Genomic DNA, 21,511 nt, shown 5'->3' on the forward strand with positions numbered 1-21,511 from the left:
GCCCGACGTGGATGCTCATCGGTGGACCGACGAAGGTGTGGACGTTGGACGTCGGAGCTCACCTGCCGCTGATCGACTTCGGGGCGGGGTCAACGACCCTCGACCGGCTCGTCGCGTTCGCTGCGACCGCTGACGAGCTTGGGTATGCGACGTTGTCGGCGAACGACCACCTGGTCTGGCAGCGACCGTGGTTGGACGGCCCAGCGGCGCTGACCAGCGTCCTGTCGCACGCCGGGAGGATGACCCTGGCGACCAGCATCTGCCTCGTCAACGTCCGCCACCCCGTCGTGGTCGCGAAGTGGCTGACGACGGTGGCCCGGCTGGCCGGCAACCGTGTGATCGCCGGGCTGGGCCCCGGCTCGTCCGGTGCGGACCACGCCGCGGTGGGGATACGCTTCGACGAGCGGTGGGCCCGCTTCGACGAGGCGTTCACGGCCGTCAAGGCGCTGGTGCAGGGGCGCAGCGTCCCCACCGGAACCTTCTACGATGTGATGGACGTGCACCTGGAGCCGCTGCCTGCGCGCACACCCGAGGTGTGGTTCGGCAGCTGGGGGTCTGACCGACGGCTGCGGGCGTTGGCCGCAACCGCCGACGGCTGGATGGCGTCCGGGTACAACACGACACCCACCAGGTTCGCGGAGGCACGCGGGCGGCTGGACGAGCACCTGGTCGCGTGCGGACGTGATCCGTCAGGGTTTCCCGACATCATTGCGACGATGTGGCTGTCGGTGACCGACACACAGGGCGAGGCGGACCGTCTGGTGCACGACGTGCTGGCTCCGGTGCTCAGGCGTCGTGCCGACGAGCTTGCCGCCCAGCTTCCGATCGGCCGGCCCGAGCACTGCATCGAGCTGCTTCAGGCGTATGCCGACGCGGGAGCGCGGCAGATCCTCCTGTGGCCGATCAGTGACCCGATCGACCAGCTCCATCGGTTCGACGCCCTCGTGCGCCCCCACATCACGTCGTGAGACCACCTCCGCGGATCGCGCAGCGGCCGCTCCGCTCATCTCGCCGAGATCGTGTCGCGCAGTTGGCCCAGGAAGTACGCCCATCCGTGCGCATGGTCGTCGACGACGGCCGGCGGAAGGCCATGGTGGACGAGGCGCACAGTGGTGACGCCGTCCTCCTCACTCAGGTTGATCTCGACCATCGTGCTCTCGGGCGGCACCCCCATCAGGCTGTCCTCCCAGCCGTAGGAGAAGACGAGGCGCCGGTGCGGGATGAGCTCGACGAACCGGCCGACCACGGTTGCGCCGTTGGGGTGGGTCCAGCGTAGGATCCCGCCCGGGACGGGGTCGGCGGTGGCGTGCGGACCGATCCAGCGGACCAGGCCCTCCGCCGTCGTCAGGTGCGCCCAGACCACGTCGGCCGGGGCATCGATCGTGACTTCGTGGGACGCGAGCCTCACGGCAGATCCCCCGCCTCCACGGCGCCTTTGAGTGCGGCGAGCGCCGGCTCCCAGTAGGCGTCGAGGGCCCGGCGGAGCCGATCGAGTCCTTCGATGTCGACCCTGTAGAGGCGCCGCCGCCCGTCCATGCGGCCACGGACGAGTCCCGCGTCCCGCAGGACCTTGAGGTGCTGGCTCGCGGCGGGCTGACTGAGCCCGACCCGCTCGGCGAGCTCGCCGACCGCCATCTCCCGGTCCAGCACGAGCCGGAGCATGGCACGACGACCTGGATGGGCGATCGCGTCGATCGCGGCCTGCATTCGTGACACCTACGATTCATCGCATATAAGATTCGTCGCATATGATAATCCCGTTCTTTCGGGAGGACCGCTGTGAGCGACACCCACCAGATCGCGCGCCGCCGTCACGACGTGGGGACCAGCGCAGCGACGCTGCCGCCTCCGGACGCCCGCGCGACCGGCATCGCGCCATGAACCGCAGCCCCGCCGTGGACCAGTGGCTCGACGACGCCGACCACCCCCTCGACGCATTGATGCGGCGCGCTCGGGACATCATCCTCCGTGCGGACGACCGGGTCACCGAGTCCATCAAGTGGAACACCCCGACGTTCGCCTACAACGGCAACATCGCCAGCTTCAACCCGTCGAAGCGCGTCGTCAGCATCATGTTCCACCGGGGATCCGAGATTCCGGGCGACCACCCACGCCTCGAGGGCGACGGGAAGCTCGTGCGCACCATGCGCTTCACCGATCCCGCTGACCTCGAGGCCGGACGAGCCGAGCTCGAGGCCGTCATCCGCGCCTGGTGCGACTGGAAGGCAGCCACCGCCGGGGCCCGCTGATCCGCAGGTCGAAGCGGTCCCGGCGACCACGCATCGGCACCGTGCTCCCACTGCCGCGGCCGGCCGTTCGGAGGGGTGATGCCCCAGCCGAGCGCCGGCGCGTCGACGGCGCGACGCCGTATGCTCGACCGCGGCGAGGTCAGAGCGCGTGGAGACGGGTGACGCATGCGACGGCGACTGCCCCAGGGAAACGGGATCGTCCTGGCCGTGCTCCGATCGCCGTTCCACCGGCTGCTGAGCGGCGTCGCCCTCGAGCTGCGCTACACGGGACGGCGGAGTGGCCGCGAGTACGTCCTGCCGGTGCAGTACGCGCGACGCGGTGACCAGCTCACCTCTGGCCGCAGGACGCGGCACGCAAGTCCTGGTGGCGGAACTTCCGCGACCCTGCACAGGTGAGCATGCGGCTCGCCGGACGCACGCACCGCGGCACGGCCCGCGTCGTCGAGCCCGCCGATGCGGGATGGGAGCAGGCGCGGTCGCTGTACGCGGCGCGGTGGAGGCGGTTCGAACCGCGCCTGACGGGACCGTACGTCGTCGTGACCCTGGACACGTGACGAGCGAGGGGACCGAGCACGGTGGACCGCCCGTGACCTTCACCGACCCGCCGACGAGCGCCGCGTGGCGGCACCAGGACGCCCGGGAGGGCTTCGAGGCCGCGTTCTTCCATTCCGAGCCGGACGGCCACCGCGTCGAGGGACACACGACCGCGATCGAGGACAGCGTCGTCTGGTCCGTGCGGTACACGATCGCGCTCGACCGGGCCTGGGGCACACGACGGGCACACGTCGTCGGCCTCGACGCTGCCGGCACGCGGCAGCTCGACCTGCTGAACGACGGTGCAGGCCACTGGCGGGTCAACGGTCAGCCCGCACCGCACCTGGACGGCTGCATCGACGTCGACCTCGAATCGTCGGCTCTGACGAACGCACTGCCCGTGCACCGCCTCGCGCTGGAGGTCGGCGACGCCGCGGACGCGCCCGCGGCGTACGTCCGTGCACCCGATCTCGGCGTCGAACGGCTGGACCAGCACTACCTGCGCACTCCGGACGAGGCGGGACGTCAGTGCTTCGCGTACGAGGCGCCGAGGTTCTCGTTCAACTGTCGCCTGGTCTACGACGAGGCCGGCCTCGTGCTCCACTACCCGGGGCTCGCCACGCGCGTGGCGTGATCGCGGCCACTGGCGGCCACCACCGCAAAGCCCGTACGCGGCCGACGCGTGCATCGGTCAGCCGTACCGAGGGCGCGTGACCGGCGACGGCGCGCTACGGTCCTCTCGGCAGACGGCGCGGCCGAGCGCCGGGGGACACGGAGGTGCCATGGCACCCACGGACGGGCCGATTCGGATCTCCGTCTCGGTGTCCGGCGGCGCCAGCCTCGGCGCCTACCACGCGGGCGTGCTCGCCGCGCTGACGACGGCGTTGCAGGCTGTGCAGGACGACGAGCGCGGCATGCGCCTCGACGCGATCGGGGGCGCCTCCGCGGGTGCATTGGCGTCGATGTTCACCGTCCACGGCCTGCTGAACGGTCTGGACAGTGCCGAGATCCTCCACCAGGCGTGGTCGAGCAGGTGTCGCTCGACATGCTACGCGAGCGCGGCGCCGGGTCGCCGCTGGGCTTCCGGCAGCGGCGCGATCTGCTGCCGGTGAGCTCGACGTCGATCGTTGGCCGAAGGCCCCCGCTGGACCGCAGGCCACGCCGATCGGACTGCATGTGTAACTGACCGGCCTGCGTGGGCTGCGCTACGAGGTCAGGACGACCGACGACTGGACGATCCCGGCGATCACCTACGCCGACTGGGGTGAGTTCGCGCTGGAGCCGGGCGGCGGCGTGCAGCAGCTGCTCGAACCAGACGGTGCGTCGGTGCTCGACTTCGTGCTCGCGTCCGCCGCCCATCCCGCCGGCTTCGGGCCGGAGCTGCTCGACCGGTCCGGGGACCGCGAGGCGTTCGTGTCCCGCACCATCGAGGACCTCCCCAGCGACGGACGGCTCTGGTACACCGACGGATCGAGCATCTCGTCAGAGCCGATCGGGCGGGTGCTCACGCTGCTCGACCGCGTCGACGACTGCCGGCGGGCGCGTCGCATCCACCTGATGGTGGACACGCTGTCAGACATCCCCGACGAGCGGACGGCGTGGACCGCCGACGCCGAACGGCCGACGTGGCTGACGTCCCTGTCGCGGACCCTGGAGATCATGCCCGAGCAGGTCCTCCAGGACGACATGCGGCGCGTACAGCACGTCAACCACCGCTTCGAACAGCTCGACCAGCTGGTCGAGGTGCTGGCTCCGTACCTCGACGAGGACGCGATCACCGCGCTCCGCGGCGTGTTCGACGACGAGGACCTGCCATCGTCGTCCGACGCGGACGTCGCCTCGGCGCTGCGCGAGGTCGTCAGTCGGGTCGCCGGGCTGCACGGCAAATCACCGGTCCACCTCGACCTCGTGTCGCCGCTGCTGCTGGCCGATCGCCACGAGCGCGACCTGCCGGGCCTGCTGGCCGGCGAGATCATGAGTGACTTCGGCGGGTTCGCCGACAGGCGCCTGCGGCGCAGCGACTTCGCTCTGGGCTACGACTGCCTGCTGGCGTGGCGCCCGCAGGTGACCCCTGCGGACCGGGCGACGCACCCCCTAGTCTTGACGCATGCATCCATTGCGTGCTGAGGATCCCGCCGACGTCATCGTGGCCTGGGAGGCGGTCGAGGACCTGCTGGCGGTCGTGCCGGAGGGCACGGGCAAGGACGTCCTGCGTATGACGGCCGCGGGGTGGTCTGTCGACGAGATCGCCGCGCGCCTCGGGCTGTCCGCAGAGGACGTCAGCGCACACGGCGCACGCGCGCGGGTCCGCGTGCTGACCGCCGCCGTGGCCGACGACGGCATCGAGGCATCCATCGGTTCGTCATGAGCGAACCTGTCTACCTCGAGCAGGGACCGAAGCGGACGTTCGCGTGCGCGGTCGACTGGCCGGGCTGGTGCCGGGTTGCCCGCGGCGACGACACGGCCATCGCGATGCTGGCGGCCTACGCCGACCGGTACGCGGTCGTCGCCGACGAGGCCGGGGTCGCGTTCCCGTTCGCGCACATGGACGCCGACGCCATCGTCCCGCAGCTCATCGTCGTCGAGCACGTCGAAGGCTCCGGCGGCACGGACTTCGGCGCCCCGCTCGCGATCCCCGAGCTGGACGGCGAGCCCCTCGACGCCGCGACCGCGCAGCGTCACGCCGATCTGCTCGCCGCCAGCTGGCGCGTGTTCGACGCGGTCGTCGGCGACGCGCCCGCGGTGCTGCGCAAGGGCCCACGCGGCGGCGGACGCGACCGCGATGAGATCGTCGCCCACGTCGCCGAGTCCGAGCGCTCGTACGCCCGCTCGATCGGCGTCCGCTACACGCCGACGCAGTTCAGTCATGCCGGGGGACAGGCCGCGATGCGCGCCGAGCTGATCGACGTGCTGCGCGCCGCCCGTGACGGCACGCCACCCGCTGGCAAGGGTTGGCCGGCGCGGTACGCATCGCGGCGGATGGCATGGCACGTCCTCGACCACGCGTGGGAGATCGAGGACAAGTCGGGCTGACCGGGGACCGCCCCCCGACGTCCAGCAGCGAGGGACACCGCAGGTCGTCGAGAGACACGCTCGCACCTGTCCCTGGCACACGCACCTGTCCCTGGCCAACCGCACGTGTCCCTGGCACACCGCACGTGTCCCCCGGCGCAGCGCACGTGTCCGCGGCACGGGTCCACCGCAGGCCGGCGCCGCTGCGGTATGGTGCCAGGCCGTGTCGAACCGCTACCCCGATGATGCCCACCCGCCGGCTCGCTCCGCTCGCCCGTACCCCGACGACGTGCTCGCCGCCCGCCGGGCACGGCGCGAGGCCAAGGCACCGGAGGTCACCGCCGAGCCGGGCGTGCGGGCGGAACACCGCGTGACCGGGTTCGGCGGCCAGGTCATCGCCGTGGACTCCACGTCGGTCACGCTGCGCAACATGCACGGCAGGCAACGTCACTTCCGGTTGAGCCCCGGTGCGTTCCGGGTGAACGGACGCACCGTGACGCTCGTGCGACCGCGACCGCGACCGAGGCAGGCGACGCCACGGCGCACGTTCACCGCCTCGGGCTCGGTCGCGTCCGCCCGCACGCAGCCGCGGGTCGCACGCGCCAGCCGCATCTACGTCGAGGGCACCCACGACGCAGAACTGCTCGAGAAGGTGTGGGGTGACGACCTGCGCGACGCCAGCGTCGTCGTGGAGCCACTCGGCGGCATCGATGACCTCGCCGCGGCGGTCCGCGCATTCGGGCCCGGGCCACAGCGTCGCCTGGGCGTGCTCGTCGACCACCTGGTCCCGGGCTCCAAGGAGCAGCGCATCGTCGACGCCGTGACCCATCCGCAGGTGCTCATCACCGGCCACCCCTACGTCGACGTCTGGCAGGGGGTCCGGCCACGGGCGCTGGGCATCGACGCCTGGCCGGTCGTGCCGCGGGGACAGCCGTGGAAGGAGGGCATCTGCGCGGCACTCGGCGTCGACGAGCCTGCGGTGTTCTGGCGCCGCCTGCTGCGCTCCGTCGACAGCTACGCCGACCTCGAGCAGCCCCTGATCGGCGCCGTGGAGCAGCTGCTGGACTTCGTGGCGCCGCCAGAGGAGTGAGCGGCGGCGGCGACCGCCCGCACCTATGATCCCGACGTGGGCGACAGCGCATCCAGACGTGCCGCGGGGCGCCGGCACGCGCGGGTCGCCGCGGCGACCGGCGCGCACCCCAACGCCAGCTTCTGGCTCGACGACGGCGGACCGCCACGGCCATCACTGACCGGAGAGGTCACCGCCGACGTCGCCGTCGTGGGAGCCGGCTACACGGGCCTGTGGACCGCGCTCGCGCTGACCGACCACGACCCGGCCCTGCGCGCGGTCATCCTCGAGGCCAGCCGCGTCGGTCACGGCGCCTCGGGGCGAAACGGCGGGTTCGTCGAGGCGAGCCTGACCCATGGCCTGCACAACGGCCTCGCCCACTTCCCCACCGAGATCGACGAGCTGCTGCGCCTCGGTCGCGAGAACTTCGCCGGCCTGGTCGACGACGTCCGCCGCCACGGCATCGACTGCGACCTCGAGCTCACCGGCACGATCGACGTGGCCACAGCAGCCTGGCAGCTGGACGAGCTCGCTGAATCGGCCGAAGTCCACGCGCAGCTGGGCGAGAAGGCGACGCTCCTGGCCGCCGCGGAGGTCCGCGCCCACCTCGACTCCCCCACCTACCTCGGCGGGCTGGCGCACCCCGACGGAGCGATCGTGCATCCTGGACGGCTGGCCCGCGGGCTGGCCGGCGCACTTGACACCCGTGGCGTCACCATCCACGAGGGCACACCCGTCAGCCGGATCCGCCGGCAGGGTGGTCGCGTCAGGCTCGACACGGTAGGGGGCGTGGTCCTCGCTGACCGCGCGGTGCTCGCGACCAACGCCTACAGCCACCTGCTGCTGCGCCGGACCTCGCGCCACTTCGTGCCGATCTACGACCACATCCTGCTGACCGAGCCGCTGACCCCTGACCAGCGGGCACGGATCGGATGGGCCGGCCGTCAGGGCATCGCCGACAGCGGCAACCAGTTCCACTACTACCGGTTGACCGCCGACGACCGGATCCTGTGGGGCGGTTACGACGCGGTCTACCGGTACGGCAACGCCGTCGGCCCGCGCTTCGACCACCGCCGCGCGACCTATGACCTGCTGGCCCGCCACTTCCGCACCACGTTCCCACAGCTGCACGACCTGCGGTTCGCACGGTGGTGGGGCGGTCCGATCGCCACGACCACCCGGTTCACCGCCGCGTTCGGCGAGGCGCTCGGCGGACGGGTCGTCTATGCGTTGGGCTACACCGGGCTGGGGGTCGCCGCCGCCCGGTTCGCCGGACGTGTCCTGCGCGACAGGCTTCTCGTACCGGACTCGCCGCTGCTCGACCTGCAGCTGGTATCGACGTCGCCGTTCCCGTTCCCGCCGGAGCCACTGCGCTGGACGGGCGTCGAGCTGACGCGCCGTGCCATCGCGCGTTCGGACGGGCGTGGCGGCGTCCGGGGCCCCTGGCTGCGACTGCTCGACCGCTTCGGCATCGGCTTTGACTCCTGAGCGGAGGCCTTTGCTAGGCTGACGACCTCTCGGGGCACATTGGCTCAGTTCCATGACATCTCCTCCCTCATCCGGCGCGTACGGGCATGGCTCCGGATCGGCACGGCCCCAACGGCGGCGCAGACGTCAGCGGTGGTCGCGCGCGACGATGGCCATCGTCGGCGTGGCCTTCATGCTGTCGGTCTTCGCGGGAGTGCTCGTCGGCACCTGGCTGCGCCCTGACGGGTCCGCGCCGGCGGCAGCTGCAAACGCCTGCGACGCCGTGACCCTCAGGGTCTACGCGTCACCTGACATCGCGGGCGTGCTGTCGGACCGGATCGCCGAGTTCCGCGGCAACGCCGAGGACGAGTGTGACGCCTTCCAGGTGATCGCCGACTCCTCCGCCGACGTCGTCGACGACCTGGCCGACGGCTGGGACCAGAGCGCCGACGGCCCACCACCCGACGTGTGGATCCCCGAGGCGACGTCGTGGGTCCAGCTGCTGCGGGCCACGGAGACCGGTGCCACGCTCGTCGGTGACGACACGCCGTCGATCGCGCGGTCCCCCACCGTGGTCGCCATGCCCCGTCCGATGGCCAAGGTGCTGGGCTGGCCGAGAGCGCAGCTGAGCTGGGCGGACCTGGCCGACCTGATCTCCGAGCCCGAGGGCTGGAAGGCGCACGGCCACGAGGAGTGGGGCCCCTTCAAGTTCGGCCTGACCACGCCGCGGCGGTCCGCGGCGGCGGCCCAGTCGATCATCTCCGTTGGTGCGGCGCTCGGCGGTGTGTGGGCGGACGAACTGTCCGCCGAGAGCGTCCAGCGCGATCGCGTGCGCCTGAACCTGCTGCAGCTGGAGCGCTCGGTCGCCCGCACGGACAACACCACCCTCGAGCAGCTCTCGGGACTGCGCCGCGCCGACCGGGCCGGTGTCGGGCTCGACTTCGTGTCGGCGTTCCCCATCGACGAGCGGCAGGTGTGGCGCTACAACGCGGGCCTGCCGCCCGGTACCGCCGACGACGACATGCGCCTGAGCAAGCCGAAGGTGCCGCTGGCGGCCTGGTACCCACCCGAGGGAAGCCTCGCGCTCGACTACCCGTTCGTGGTGCTCGAGGGAGACTGGGTCGACGAGGAGCGCCGTGAGCGGGCGCTGGAGTTCCTCGCCATCCTCCAGGGCGAGGAGACCCAGAACCGGCTGTTGGAGCTGGGGTTCCGCGGCGCCGACGGCGAGGTCGGCGACGTGCTGCGCAGGGCAAAGGGCATCGCGGTCGACCGTGCCGGCACCCAGGTCCAGCCGCCACGGCCCAAGGTCGTCCAGCAGGTCCTCAACACCTGGGACACGGTGTCGCAGCGGACCAACACGCTGGCAGTGATCGACGTCTCCGGGTCGATGGCCGAGGCTGCGAGGGGCACCGACGGCACGCGCCTGGACGTGGCCACGGCGGCCGCCGCCGAGGCAGTGAAGCTGGCGGTCGACGACAGCGGGTTCGGGCTGTGGGAGTTCTCGACCGATCTCGCCCGCGAGCACCACCGGGAACTCGTCGCGATGGGTCCGTTGGGTGAGAACGTCGGTACGGTCACCCGCCGGCAGGCGGTCGAGGACGCGCTGGCGGCCATGCAGCCGCGTCACGACACCGCACTGTACGAGACAGTGCTCGCCGCGTACCGCGAGGCCAAGCGCCACTTTGACCCGGAACGCGTCAACGACATCGTGCTGCTGACCGACGGCAGGCAAGACAACCCCGACGGCACCCTCGGACTCGAGCGCACCCTCAGTCAGCTGCGCAAGCTGGCCGACAGTGAACGCCCCGTTGGGCTCATCGCGATCGGCTACGGCGGCCAGGCAGACCTCAACGCGCTGGAGCGGATGACCAAGGCGGTCGGCGGTCAGGCCTACGGCGCCGTGCGGGCCACCGACGTCCGCGAGATCATCCTGCAGACGTTGACGGGCTGAACGGCGCGGCGCGGTCCGCGCCGGCCGTCACTCCGGCGTCCGGACGATGATCTCGTCCAGGTCGACCGGTTCGTCGAGGAACTCGAACTCGACCATGAGGTCGACGATCCGCTGGATCTCGTCGCGGTCGATGCGTGCCGCGAACTGCGGCTGAGTGACCGTGGCGGCCGCCTCGGCGTCGAGGTCCGAGTAGGTCGGCAGCACGTCGACGACCCGCTCGGGATCGTTCGCGGCGATGTCGGTCGCGGCGATCAGGGCGCGCTGGAAGGCCGCGATCGTGTTGGGGAAGTTCGTCGCGAAATTGCCGGTCGCGTAATAGCCGGCGACCGGCAGCGCCTCGGTCTCCCCGACGTAGGGGTCGGTCACGACCACGGCGTCCAGCGACGACTGGGCGATCGTGTCGAACGGCTCGACGGCGAAGATCGCGTCGAGCTCCCCACGCTCCAAGGATGGCACCATCTCCGGGAACGGGATCTCTACCGCCTCGACCGTGCTGTAGGCGGCGCCGGCGCTCTCGACCACCGATCGGGTGGTCAGCTCCGCGACGTTGGCGAACGTGTTGAGGCCCACCCGCTTGCCCTCGAGCCCGGCGACATCGCCCTCCAGGCCCGATCCGGGCAGGGCCACGATGTTGCTGAACCCCGGTGCGGCGCGGTTGCCCTCGGCGATGATCCGCAGGTCCAGGCCATTGGCGACGCCGGTCATGGTGGAGGGGTAGGCGCCGAACGTCAGGTCGAGCTCGCCAGCGACCATGGCAGGGATCGCGGCCGCACCGCCCTGCACCGCCTGGATGTCGATCGTCAGCCCCTCGCGCTCGAACAGCCCCTCCTCGATCCCGATGTAGATCGGCGCGACGTCGATCAGCGGCAGCAGTCCGATCGTGAGCTCGGTCTTCTCCGGCGCGGCCTGCGACGCACCATTCCCGCCGTCCTCGTCCGACGCGGACGTGACCGAGCGGACGCTGCTGCGCTCCTGTGCGGCCGGCTCGGCCCGGCTGCACCCGGAGACCCCGACGAGTGCCAGCACGACCAGCACGACGACTCCGCCCGGCATGCGCAACGCGGCCATCGCCGCCCCCTTGCCACAACCCAGTAGGCACCCGGCACGACCTCGCGGAGGCACTCCATGACGGTCGATCGTCTCGCTGGTGCACGATGTCCGGACGCCGGCCACCACAGGCACACGTCCGGTGCATGACCGGCGCCGCCCCGCCAGCAACGCCCCTGCCGGGACGGCACGCAGACTAGAGGACGCACACAGTCCGAACGGACAGGTGCCCGCATCCACCCCCTTGATAGCGTCGCGGCGCGGTGAGTGCCGCGTTGCATGAGGAGGACGCCATGGGGCCTCGGAGACGTAGGACGGCGATCGGGGCGACGGTGGTGGCGCTCAGTTTGCTGCTTGCCGGCGGCGTCGTGGCGGCGACGCAGTCCGGTGACGAGGCCGCGCTGCAACCCACCCGCCAGCCGGCCGACCGGGCGATCGAAACCCGCGTCAACGATCTGCTGTCTCAGATGACGCTCGAGGAGAAGCTGGAGCAGATCCAGCTGCTGCCGGACTTCAGGGTCACCGATGACGAGGTGAGGAGGGGCCTCGGCTCGATCCTGAGCCTCACGGATCCGGCGCAGATCAGGCACTTCCAGCGCATCGCGGTGGAAGAGTCGCGGCTGGGGATCCCGCTGCTGTTCGCGTTCGACACGATCCACGGCTTCCGGACCGTCTTCCCGATCCCGCTGGGAACCGGCGCGAGCTTCGATCCGAGCGTTGCATCCGACGACGCGAGCTTCGGGGCGCGTGAGTCGACCGCGGTCGGGCTCAAGCAGACCTACGCCCCGATGGTCGACGTCTCGCACGAGCCGCGCTGGGGGCGGATCGCCGAGGCGGCCGGCGAGGACCCCTATCTCAACTCCGTGATGGCCGCCGCGCGCGTCAAGGGCACGCAGGGCCCGGACTACAGCGCGCGTGACAGGCTCATCGCCAGCCCGAAGCACTTAGCGGCGTACGGGGAACCGGAGGCCGGGCGTGACTACGCCACCACGGACATGTCCGAGCAGCGGCTGCGCAACTTCTACCTACCGCCGTTCAAGGCGGCGGTCGACGCCGGCGCCGACACGGCGATGTGCTCGTTCAACGCGCTCAACGGCGTGCCGGCCTGCGGCAATGACTACCTGATGAACGACATCCTCAAGGGCGAGTGGCGCTTCGACGGCTTCGTCGAGAGCGACTGGACGGCCGTCGCCGAGTTGCGCGCGTGCCCGCCGAAGAACCCCGACGAAGCGGAGTGCGGCCACGGCGTCGCCGTCGACGGCCCTGACGCGGCGGCGCTCGCGCTCAACTCGGGCGTCGACTCGGAGATGACCAGCACGCTGATCCGGGACTTCGGGGCGCAGCTGCTGTCCGAGCGTCGGATCTCGATGCGGCGGATTGACGACGCGGTGCGCAGGATCCTGCGCGTGAAGTTCCGCGCCGGGCTGTTCGAGAACCCGTACGCGCCGTTCGAGCCCGAAGAGGCCGACGCGCAGATGCTGCTGCCCGACGCCGTCGCGGCGGCCCGCAAGGCCGCCGGCAGGTCGATGGTGCTGCTCCAGAACGAGGGCGGGATCCTGCCGCTCGACCCGGCCAAGTCCACGGCCGTGATCGGGCCGCTCGCCAAGAACCAGCACGACATGCTGGGCCCGTGGTGGGGGCGCGGCGACGACGGGGACGTCGTGACCGTCTTCGACGGCATCAACGAGCAGAGCCCGGGCGCGACCTACGCGGAGGGCTGCGAGCTCTCCAACACCGAGGTGCCGCACACGGATCCGGAGGGCTGCGGCTCGGACGCCGGATTCGCTGAGGCGGTCTCCGTCGCGAACGCGGCCGACCAGGTGGTGCTCGCCCTGGGCGAGACGCGCGAGATGAGCGGCGAGGCGAATTCGCGCAGCACTCTGGATCTGCCGGGCCGGCAGGAGGAGCTGATCCGGGCGATCAAGGCGACCGGCAAGCCGGTCGCGGTGGTGCTGTTCAGCGGCCGCCCGCTGGCGCTGGAGAACATCGTCGAGGACGCCCCGGCGATCCTCGAGGCGTGGTTCCCCGGCGTGCAGGCGGGGCCCGCTGTCGCCGACGTCGTGTTCGGGAAGGTCAACCCGGGCGGCAAGCTGCCGGCGTCGTTCCCGTATCGGGTCGGCCAGGTGCCGATCTACTACAACCACGAGCCCGCCGGGCGCCCGTGCAACAAGGACGTGAAGTGGAACTCGCAGCACCGCGATATCCCGAGTTGCGACCCACTGTTCGTGTTCGGCCACGGCCTGAGCTACACGACGTTCGACGTCACGAACCTGCGGCTGAGCTCGTCGAGCGTCTCGCGCAACGGCAGCCTGACCGCGTCGGTCGACGTCGCGAACACCGGCGGCCGAGAGGGCGACGAGGTCGTGCAGGTCTACATCCACGACCCGGTCGCGAGCATCTCGCAGCCGGTCCGCCGCCTGCGCGGCTTCGAGCGCGTGACGCTCGAGCCGGGCCAGACGCGGACGGTGACGTTCACGCTCGACCGCAGCGACTTCGGCTTCTACGACAACCGCGGGAAGTTCGTCGTGGAGCGCGGCACGATCGACGTCTACGCCGGCAACAGCTCCAAGGCCGAGCTCAAGCAGTCGTTCACGGTGAGATGATGACGCCTCCACAGCTCCTTGGAGGTCTCGCGCCAACCCCGGCGAGGTGAGAGAAACGGGTTCGGGGGCGCGACGCGGTCGAACCCGGCCCGAGTGCTCCTGCGGCCCGAGCCAGTCCGATGACGCACGCATGTGCAGTGGCTGGTGCCGCGAGCCCCGGGCCTACCGACCCCGGAAAGCGGGCGGAGGGGCCTGTCGCGCTCGACGGTTTCGAGCCTCGTCGCCGACCTGCAGGCCGACAGGCTCGTGATCGAGCGCGCCTGGCTGGGGGCCTTCCACGGCGCCCAGGGCGGACGGCCGCCGATGCTGCTCGCGTTCGACGCGTCTGCGGGTGCCGCCGTCGGGATCGCGTTCGGACACGTCGGCGTGCGTGTCGCGGTCTCCGACCTCTCGTCGACGATCGTCGCCGAGGGCGTGGTCGAGCTCGATGTCGACCACGAGGCGACGGAGGGCCTCGACGCGGCGGCCGAGCTCGTTACCGGCGCGTTGGCCGAGGCCGCTGCGCAGCGGCGGCGCGTGATCGGCGCGGGCGTCGCCCTCCCCGCTCCAATCCACCGGGCGACTGGCAGCATCGGCTCCTCGGCGATCCTGCCGGGCTGGGTCGGCGTCACCGCTGCCGAGGAGCTGCGCAACCGGCTCGAGCTGCCGGTTCTGGTCGAGAACGACGCGAACCTCGGCGCCGCTCATCGAGGCGACCACAGAGCAGGTCGCGAGGCGGCCATCGCCGCTTCGGCGCCGGTGGAGCGGCGACGGGGCCGCGGCCGCGGCGATCGTGAACGCCGACCGTCGGGTCCCGCTCGCCCTGCTGATCCCTGGTCGCGGGGCCGGTCATCGCCGGCGTGAGCCTGTTCGGCGGCGGCGGGACGGTGTGGGCGGCGCTGCTCGGCGCGCTCGTGATCGGCTCCATCGCCAACGGCATGGACCTGCGCGGTCGCGAATCGGACGTGAAGTTCCTGATCACCGGCGGGGCCCTGCTGGCGACCGTCTCGCTCGACGCGATCACCGCCAGCCGTGCCGGCCGGTTCACGCCGGTTCCTTCGCACGACGACCTCTGGGCTGCTGCGCGTCGATCGTGCGGCCATGGCGGCGGAGGCGAAGCTGGACGGCAAGTTCCTGCTCCGCACCTCGGATCCGACCATGTCGGCCGAGGACGTGGCGTTCGGGAAAAGCAGCTGCTGGACGTCGAGCGCGGCTGGCGGGACATGAAGTCCACCCTGGAGCTGCGGCCCGGGTTCCACCGCATCGAAGACCGCATCCGCGCGCACGTCATCTTGTGCCGGCTGGCGCTGCTGTGCATCGGCGTCGCCGAGACCAAGACCGGTGACACCTGGCGGACCCTGCATCACGAGCTCGACCGGCTCCACGTCGGCGAGTTCACCGGCAACAGCGGCCGGGTGCTGCATCGCACCGAGCTCACCAGCCGGCAGCTGGCGATCCTGCGCATGCTCGGTGTCGACACGCCACCCCGCTTCCTCGACGTCGACCCCGCCACCGGCTGACCGCACCAGCCGGCGCCTAGGCACACACCCCCATCGGGGGGATCTCGGCGTTCCCGCAGGTCAACCCGCCAAACTCATGCCTACTGCGGGTCGTTGCGCCACGGAGACGAGGAGCCCGAGTGCGACGATAGCCCGAGCAGGCGGTGACGGAGGAGGCATGCATGGGGCTCTCCGGGGCCCGGGCACCCGCCCGGCGAATGCCTCGGTGGGATCGTAGGTACCGCTGTCACGGTTGGTCAACCAGAACCGGCTGACCGTGGTCCGCGAACACGCGCACGACCCGCGTCGCAGGGTGGACGTCTGGATCAGTTGACGCCGGTCGACTGTCGGCGCATCCACGGGTTCGGCGTAGGGTAGGCATGCGCCTGGCCGGCGTGATCGGGGGCGTGCGTGGCGCGCGACCAGGCGGCGAGAGATCGGATGTGCATGGGCATGTGGTCTTGGGTGAGCTGTCTTGGTCAATGACCATGACCGGCCGCGGGTCAAGCGGCTGGCCACCCTGTCGTTGGGGGCCCTGGGCGTCGTGTACGGCGACATCGGCACGAGCCCGCTGTACGCGTTCCGCGAGTCGTTCGCCGAGCGGTCCATCGATCCAGAGCCGGCGAACATCCTCGGCATCCTGTCGCTGATCGTCTGGTCGCTGATCGTGGTCATCTCGATCAAGTACCTGGTCTTCGTGATGAAGGCGGACCATGAGGGCGAGGGCGGCATCCTGGCGCTGACCGCGTTGATCCCGCGCTGGGGCGACTACCACGGCAAGGGGCGCCGTCGCGCGCTGATCCTGGTCGGCATCTTCGGCACCGCCCTGCTGTACGGCGACGGGATGATCACGCCGGCCATTTCGGTGCTGTCGGCCGTCGAGGGGATCTCCGTCGCCACGGACGCCTTCGACCCGCTGATCATCCCGATCGCGGTCGCGATCCTCGTCGGGCTCTTCGCGTTCCAGCGGCGCGGCACCGGCGCGGTCGGCGCCGTGTTCGGCCCGATCATGGTGGTCTGGTTCGCCACGCTGGGTGTCCTCGGGCTGGTGAGCATCATCCGGGACCCGTCGGTCCTCGTCGCGTTGAGCCCGACCTACGCCGTCGAGTTCTTCGTCACGAACGGATTCACCGGCGTCCTCGTCCTCGGATCGGTGTTCCTGGTCGTCACCGGCGGAGAGGCCCTCTACGCCGACATGGGTCACTTCGGTCGCACGCCCATCCAGGCGGCCTGGTTCACGGTGGTCCTCCCCGGGCTGCTGCTCAACTACTTCGGGCAGGGTGCGCTGCTGATCAGCAACCCCGGTGCGGTGGACAACCCCTTCTACCGGCTGGCCCCCGGCTGGGCCACCATCCCGCTGGTGGTGCTGTCCACGGTCGCCACGGTGATCGCGTCACAGGCACTGATCAGCGGCGTGTTCTCGTTGAGCATGCAGGCCGTGCAGATGGGCTACCTGCCGCGTTTGCGCGTGCAGCACACGTCCGAGGAGCAGGAGGGGCAGGTCTACATCCCCGGCATGAACTGGACGCTGATGATCGCGTGCATCGGACTGGTGTTCGGCTTCGGCACCTCGAGCGGGCTGGCGGCGGCGTACGGCGTGGCCGTCACGACCACCATGGTCGTGACGACGATGCTGTTCTACGTGGTGGCTCGCGAGCGGTTCGAGTGGGCCCGCCGACCCACGCTGGCGCTGTGCGGTGCCTTCCTTGTGGTCGACCTGGCGTTCTTCACCGGCAACATCTTCAAGATCCCCGACGGCGGGTGGTTCCCACTGGTCGCCGGCGTGATCGTGTACACCCTGATCACGACCTGGCGCCGCGGCCGCTTCATCGTCGGGGGGCGACTGCGCAAGGGCCTCGTGCCGGTCGAGGGCTTCATCGGGAAGCTGGATCCCGACACGCCACGCGTGCCCGGCACGGCGTACCACCTGACCGCCGACCCCACGCAGATCCCGTCCTCGCTGCTGGTCAACCTCCGGCACAACAACGCGTTGCACGAGCAGATCGTGCTGCTGCACGTCCACGTGTCCGGCCTCGCGCACGTCCCGCGGGCGCAACGGGCCAAGGTCGAGCGGCTCGACAAGGGCTTCTCGCGGGTGACCCTGCGGTACGGGTTCCGCGACCAGATCGACGTGCCGGGCGCGCTTGCCCAGAAGGTGTTCCATCGGCGGGGGTTCGACGACGACGACCTGACCTACGTCGTCGGCCACGAGGACGTCTATGCCACGTCCCGACCCGGCATGCCGCTGTGGCGTGAGCGCCTGTTCGTGGTGATGAACCGCAACGCGACGAATGTCACCCAGCTGTTCAAGCTGCCGCTGGACCGCGTGGTCGAGATCGGCCGGCCGGTCGACATCTGACGTCGGGTCAGAGCTGGGCGAGCACCCTGCCGCCGAGCCGCGCCAGCCCGACCAGGATCGCCAGGCCCGCCAGGGCCTCGCCGCGCAGCGCGCCGTGCGAGCGGTCGATGCGGCGCAGGGCGAGGAAGCCGAGAACCGGCGCGATGAACGCGCCCACCTGCACGAGCGTGAACGCCAGCGACACGATCGCCAACATGCTCATGCGGGCCCGTACGTACACGGGCCGGTGCGTCACCACGGGCCGGGCCGGGACGGCCGTGCGCCGCTCGGGGACCCGTCCCCCGGGCGCGGGCGCCGGGGGGACGGCCGTGCGCCGCTCGGGGACCCGTCCTCCCGGCGCGGGCGCCGGTTGCGGGGCGTCGGACCCCCGGCGCCTGCGCACCCAGCCGCCGAGGCCGGACGGTGCCGCCGGTTCCGGAGTGGAATCGGGCACGGCGCGCCGGGTCGCCGGTGCAGGCGCCGGCAGGACGTCGGTCGGGCGCCCACCGGCACCGTCGATCGCCGCGTCCAGGGCGTCAAGGAGGGCGTCGAGCGAGGCGTAGCGCTCGTCCGGCTCCTTGGCGGTCGCCGTCGTCACCACATGGTCGATGGCGGGGGTGACGTCCGGGCGCAGGCTGCTGGGTGGCGGGACGTGCTCCCTGGCGTGGCGGAGCGCGGCGGCCATCGGCACCTCGGCAGGCAGCGGCGTCCGTCCCGTCAACGCCTCGAAGGCGACGATCCCCAGCGAGTACTGGTCGCTGGCCCACGTCGCAGCCTGGCCGAGCACGACCTCCGGCGCCATGTACTGCACGCTGCCGAGCATCGTGCCGACTGGGGTGAGCCTGGTCGAGTCGAGGGCACGGGCGATGCCGAAGTCGGCCACCCTGACGTGCCCCGAGGCGTCATGCAGCAGGTTCTCGGGCTTGACGTCGCGGTGGACGAGCCCGACGGCGTGGACGGCGCCGAGCCCGCCGCACGCCTCGACGAGGAAGGCCAGCAGCTCCGTGGGCTCCAGCCGGGACCGGTGGTCCAGCACGTCGCGCAGCGACGGCCCGTCGACGAGCTCCATGACGATGAACGGCGTGCCGGCGTGCTCGTCCTGGTCGAGCACCGCCACGACGTTGGGGTGGCGGACCCGCGCGGCGTGGCGGGCCTCAGCACGGAACCGGTCGCGGACCTCGGCGTCCTCCGCCAGGTGCGGGTGGAGCACCTTGACGGCGACGGCGCGGTCAAGCCGCTCATCCCATCCGCGGTACACCGTCCCCATGCCTCCGGACGCGATCCGCGCGGCGACACGGTAGCGCCGCTGCAGCAGCGTCCCCGTCTCGGGTCCCGCACCATGGACCGGCATGTCCACCTCTCATCCGCGTCCGCGCGTGCCACGCCCGGGCCGGCACTCGTACCCAACATGATGCTCGACGTCGATCGCCCCGGCAAAGGGATGGTCGAGGCCGCGAGCGAGAATTTCCCGCTGCAGCGCTACGCCGAGGGCACGTGGGCGTCGTTCGCGGCGATGACCGACGAGCAGAGCGGGCTGCCCGCGGACAGCCTCAAGGCCGACGGCACGCGCAGCGTGCAGACCTCGACCACGAACATCGGCGCATACATGTGGAGCGCGCTGGTGGCCGAGCGGCTGGGCGTCATCGGCCACGGCGAGACGGTCGACCGGCTCGGCAAGACCATGACGACGCTCGAGCGCCTGGAACGCCACGCGCCGAGCGGTCAGTACTTCAACTGGTACGACCACCGCAGGGGGAGAAGCTGACGAGCTGGCCGCCGACCGGCGACCCGCTCGTGCCGCACCTCTCCTCGGTCGACAACGGCTGGCTGGCGGTCGGGTTGCGCGTGGCGAGCCGCGTGCCGGAGCTGCGGGCGCGGGCACAGCGGTTGTTCGACTCGATGGACTTCGGCTTCTACTACCGGCCCGAGATCAACCGGATCCTGTTTCACTTCGCGCCCGACACGGGCGCCGCGCCCTGCTGCTATGACACGATCGCCTCGGAGAGCCGGATCGCCAGCTACATCGGGATCGAGAAGGGCGAGCTCCCGCAGCGCCACTACTACGGCGCGTGGCGCAGCTTCCCCGACAGCTGCGACTGGAACTGGCAGGAGACCAGGCCCGTCGGCTTCCACCGCACGCTGTTCGGCGAGCGCGTCTTCGAGGGCGCATACCCGTACAACGGCACGCGCGTGACGCCGTCGTGGGGCGGCAGCATGTTCGAGGCGCTGATGCCCGCGCTGTTCCTGCCCGAGGAGCGCTGGGGGCCCGGCAGCTGGGGCCCGAACCACCCGCTCACCGTGCGCGCGCAGATCCACCACGGGATGACCGAGGCGGGCTATGGCTACTGGGGCTTCTCGCCGGCCAACGTGCCCGAGGGCGGCTACTCGGTCTACGGGGTCGACGCGATCGGCATGGACCCGAACGGCAACCCGTCCAACGAGGACCGGACGCTGGTCGACCGCGGCTTCGCGGGCTGCCCGGGCCGCGACCCGCAGCCCGACCCGCCGGCGTCCGCGTACACCAACGGCGTCGTGACCCCGGCATGCCGCCTTCCTCGGCCTGCGATGGACGCCAGGTGCGACCCTCGACAACCTGCGCCGGCTCGAGCGCGACTTCCCCGGCATGTACGGCCAGTGGGGCTTCCGCGACTCGGTCAACGTCGACTCGGGCACCGTCTCGGAGTACCACCTCTCGCTCGACCAGGGCATGATCATGGCCGCGATCGGCAACGCGCTCGGCGACGACATGCTGCGCCGTGCGTTCGTCGCCGGCGGCGACAGCGACGACGTGCTCTCGGGTGGCCCCGGCGACGATCGCCTCGACGGCGGCGCCCGCCGACCACCACGAGGGCGGCGAGGGGACCAACCGCTGCCCCGACGCCATCGGGCCCTACGACACCAAGAACGCCTGCGGCTGAGCGCAAATGGTCCCGCACCTTGTGAGCCGGCCCCCGCGATCGCTGTCCGCAGCGTCACCGTCTCCGCGGCGCGCTCGCCACCGCGGTCGCCGGCGCGTTCACCGTCCTCGGAGGCCCCGCGCCGGTCGCCTGGGGCGCGGATCGGCCGGCGCCCGGCGCGCCCGGTCAGACTGCGAACTGGACCGACGGCGAAGGACGGCTTCGGGACCGCCACCGCACTCGCCAGCAAGGTGTGGTTCACGCTCGACGACGGCGAGCTGACCGAGGTCTACTACCCCGACCTCGGAACCCCGAGCGTCCGTGACCTGCAGTTCGCCTTCTCCGAAGGCCGGACGTTCACCGAGCGCGAGCGCGAGGACCGCTACACGAGGTGCAACTCGTGGATCGCCGCAGCCTGACCAACCGGCAGGTCAGCACGGCACGTTCAGGGCGCTGGCGAATCACCAAGACCTACGCGACCGACCCGGCACGCGCCGCCGTGCTCGTCGGCGTCGGCAGGCGACAGTCTCGACCGTGACGACCTGGCGTTCTGGAACCTCGAGGAGCGGTTCGCGGTCGAACCTGGCGACTTCGACGTGTGGGTGTCGGCCAGCTCCGAGGGCGGGCGGAAGGGCAGCTTCACCGTAACCGAGTAACGCGGACCGCCGCGCCGTCCGGCCGAGCTGCCCCGTCCTTGGTGTGGCGGCTCTGTTCAGGCGTCACGCCCACGCCGGAGCGGATACGACCGCGACGGGCGATCGCCGAGAGGCGAGGACGATGCCACCGCGCGGCCGCCCGGCGTGGCCCTCGATCTCGGGGGAGGATCACGTCACCCGTCGCCGCCCGACGCGAACTCACGACAGCCC

23 protein-coding genes are annotated in these 21,511 nt (G+C 71.3%); 19 read left to right on the plus strand and 4 right to left on the minus strand.

Annotated elements, in window-relative coordinates:
- Positions 1-44: 44 nt before the first annotated feature.
- On the plus strand, positions 45-968 hold the full coding sequence (locus VK923_05425; protein ID HSJ44108.1) for an LLM class flavin-dependent oxidoreductase: 924 nt from the start codon (positions 45-47) through the stop codon (positions 966-968).
- A gap of 35 nt (positions 969-1,003) precedes the next feature.
- Here the strand turns inward: VK923_05425 and VK923_05430 are convergent, their stop codons facing one another.
- Together VK923_05430 and VK923_05435 are read right to left on the minus strand one after the other, a co-directional pair.
- The gene (locus tag VK923_05430; GenBank protein HSJ44109.1) at positions 1,004-1,408 is read right to left on the minus strand and encodes an SRPBCC domain-containing protein; all 405 of its coding nucleotides are present in this window, start codon (positions 1,406-1,408) and stop codon (positions 1,004-1,006) included.
- The gene (locus VK923_05435; GenBank protein ID HSJ44110.1) at positions 1,405-1,707 is read right to left on the minus strand and encodes a metalloregulator ArsR/SmtB family transcription factor; all 303 of its coding nucleotides are present in this window, start codon (positions 1,705-1,707) and stop codon (positions 1,405-1,407) included. Before VK923_05435 ends, VK923_05430 begins: the two co-directional genes overlap by 4 nt.
- Before the next feature lie 170 nt (positions 1,708-1,877).
- Here VK923_05435 and VK923_05440 point away from each other — a divergent pair, with 170 nt between their 5' ends.
- The 11 genes from VK923_05440 to VK923_05490 all read left to right on the plus strand — a co-directional run bounded on the left by VK923_05440 (position 1,878) and on the right by VK923_05490 (position 10,282).
- Positions 1,878-2,249, plus strand: coding sequence for a DUF1801 domain-containing protein (locus tag VK923_05440; GenBank protein ID HSJ44111.1), 372 nt, complete (start codon positions 1,878-1,880; stop codon positions 2,247-2,249).
- A 165-nt stretch (positions 2,250-2,414) separates the two neighbouring features.
- Positions 2,415-2,645 carry a hypothetical protein gene (locus VK923_05445; protein HSJ44112.1) on the plus strand — a complete coding sequence of 77 codons (231 nt, stop codon included), beginning with the start codon at positions 2,415-2,417 and terminating at the stop codon, positions 2,643-2,645.
- 2 nt (positions 2,646-2,647) lie between these two features.
- Entirely contained in the window at positions 2,648-2,803 is a 156-nt protein-coding gene (locus VK923_05450; protein ID HSJ44113.1) for a hypothetical protein, read from the plus strand.
- A gap of 32 nt (positions 2,804-2,835) precedes the next feature.
- Entirely contained in the window at positions 2,836-3,417 is a 582-nt protein-coding gene (locus tag VK923_05455; GenBank protein ID HSJ44114.1) for a putative glycolipid-binding domain-containing protein, read from the plus strand.
- A gap of 148 nt (positions 3,418-3,565) precedes the next feature.
- Positions 3,566-3,895, plus strand: coding sequence for a patatin-like phospholipase family protein (locus tag VK923_05460; protein HSJ44115.1), 330 nt, complete (start codon positions 3,566-3,568; stop codon positions 3,893-3,895).
- Positions 3,896-4,076: 181 nt separating this feature from the next.
- Positions 4,077-4,910: a hypothetical protein gene (locus tag VK923_05465; GenBank protein ID HSJ44116.1), complete on the plus strand. Its 834-nt coding sequence runs from the start codon at positions 4,077-4,079 to the stop codon at positions 4,908-4,910.
- Complete coding sequence (locus VK923_05470; protein HSJ44117.1) at positions 4,891-5,151, plus strand: LuxR C-terminal-related transcriptional regulator; 261 nt, start codon at positions 4,891-4,893, stop codon at positions 5,149-5,151. The genes VK923_05465 and VK923_05470 overlap by 20 nt, the downstream gene beginning before the upstream one ends.
- Complete coding sequence (locus VK923_05475) at positions 5,148-5,816, plus strand: hypothetical protein (GenBank protein HSJ44118.1); 669 nt, start codon at positions 5,148-5,150, stop codon at positions 5,814-5,816. The genes VK923_05470 and VK923_05475 overlap by 4 nt, the downstream gene beginning before the upstream one ends.
- Before the next feature lie 202 nt (positions 5,817-6,018).
- Positions 6,019-6,885: a DUF3097 family protein gene (locus VK923_05480; protein ID HSJ44119.1), complete on the plus strand. Its 867-nt coding sequence runs from the start codon at positions 6,019-6,021 to the stop codon at positions 6,883-6,885.
- Positions 6,886-6,921: 36 nt separating this feature from the next.
- The gene (locus tag VK923_05485) at positions 6,922-8,352 is read left to right on the plus strand and encodes an FAD-dependent oxidoreductase (protein HSJ44120.1); all 1,431 of its coding nucleotides are present in this window, start codon (positions 6,922-6,924) and stop codon (positions 8,350-8,352) included.
- A 148-nt stretch (positions 8,353-8,500) separates the two neighbouring features.
- On the plus strand, positions 8,501-10,282 hold the full coding sequence (locus tag VK923_05490; protein ID HSJ44121.1) for a substrate-binding and VWA domain-containing protein: 1,782 nt from the start codon (positions 8,501-8,503) through the stop codon (positions 10,280-10,282).
- Between the two features lie 27 nt (positions 10,283-10,309).
- Here VK923_05490 and VK923_05495 read toward each other — a convergent pair whose 3' ends face one another.
- A complete protein-coding gene (locus tag VK923_05495) occupies positions 10,310-11,350 on the minus strand; it encodes an ABC transporter substrate-binding protein (GenBank protein ID HSJ44122.1) in 1,041 nt (346 codons plus the stop codon).
- Between the two features lie 314 nt (positions 11,351-11,664).
- Between VK923_05495 and bglX the strand changes: the two genes are divergently transcribed.
- The 4 genes from bglX (at position 11,665) to VK923_05515 (ending at position 17,769) form a co-directional block, all read left to right on the plus strand.
- Positions 11,665-13,932 carry a beta-glucosidase BglX gene (gene bglX, locus VK923_05500; GenBank protein ID HSJ44123.1) on the plus strand — a complete coding sequence of 756 codons (2,268 nt, stop codon included), beginning with the start codon at positions 11,665-11,667 and terminating at the stop codon, positions 13,930-13,932.
- A 144-nt stretch (positions 13,933-14,076) separates the two neighbouring features.
- Positions 14,077-14,775, plus strand: coding sequence for an ROK family protein (locus tag VK923_05505; GenBank protein ID HSJ44124.1), 699 nt, complete (start codon positions 14,077-14,079; stop codon positions 14,773-14,775).
- Entirely contained in the window at positions 14,772-15,431 is a 660-nt protein-coding gene (locus tag VK923_05510) for a hypothetical protein (protein ID HSJ44125.1), read from the plus strand. The genes VK923_05505 and VK923_05510 overlap by 4 nt, the downstream gene beginning before the upstream one ends.
- Before the next feature lie 454 nt (positions 15,432-15,885).
- The gene (locus tag VK923_05515; GenBank protein ID HSJ44126.1) at positions 15,886-17,769 is read left to right on the plus strand and encodes a potassium transporter Kup; all 1,884 of its coding nucleotides are present in this window, start codon (positions 15,886-15,888) and stop codon (positions 17,767-17,769) included.
- Between the two features lie 7 nt (positions 17,770-17,776).
- Here the strand turns inward: VK923_05515 and VK923_05520 are convergent, their stop codons facing one another.
- The gene (locus VK923_05520) at positions 17,777-19,099 is read right to left on the minus strand and encodes a protein kinase (GenBank protein ID HSJ44127.1); all 1,323 of its coding nucleotides are present in this window, start codon (positions 19,097-19,099) and stop codon (positions 17,777-17,779) included.
- Between VK923_05520 and VK923_05525 the strand changes: the two genes are divergently transcribed.
- The 3 genes from VK923_05525 (at position 19,088) to VK923_05535 (ending at position 21,064) form a co-directional block, all read left to right on the plus strand.
- Positions 19,088-19,513, plus strand: coding sequence for a DUF3131 domain-containing protein (locus VK923_05525; GenBank protein ID HSJ44128.1), 426 nt, complete (start codon positions 19,088-19,090; stop codon positions 19,511-19,513). The genes VK923_05520 and VK923_05525 overlap by 12 nt on opposite strands.
- Positions 19,514-19,542: 29 nt before the next feature.
- Positions 19,543-20,691 carry a hypothetical protein gene (locus tag VK923_05530; GenBank protein HSJ44129.1) on the plus strand — a complete coding sequence of 383 codons (1,149 nt, stop codon included), beginning with the start codon at positions 19,543-19,545 and terminating at the stop codon, positions 20,689-20,691.
- 205 nt (positions 20,692-20,896) lie between these two features.
- Complete coding sequence (locus tag VK923_05535) at positions 20,897-21,064, plus strand: hypothetical protein (protein HSJ44130.1); 168 nt, start codon at positions 20,897-20,899, stop codon at positions 21,062-21,064.
- Positions 21,065-21,511 lie beyond the last annotated feature (447 nt).

The sequence above is a fragment of the Euzebyales bacterium genome (genome assembly GCA_035461305.1).
Lineage (GTDB): Bacteria > Actinomycetota > Nitriliruptoria > Euzebyales > JAHELV01 > JAHELV01.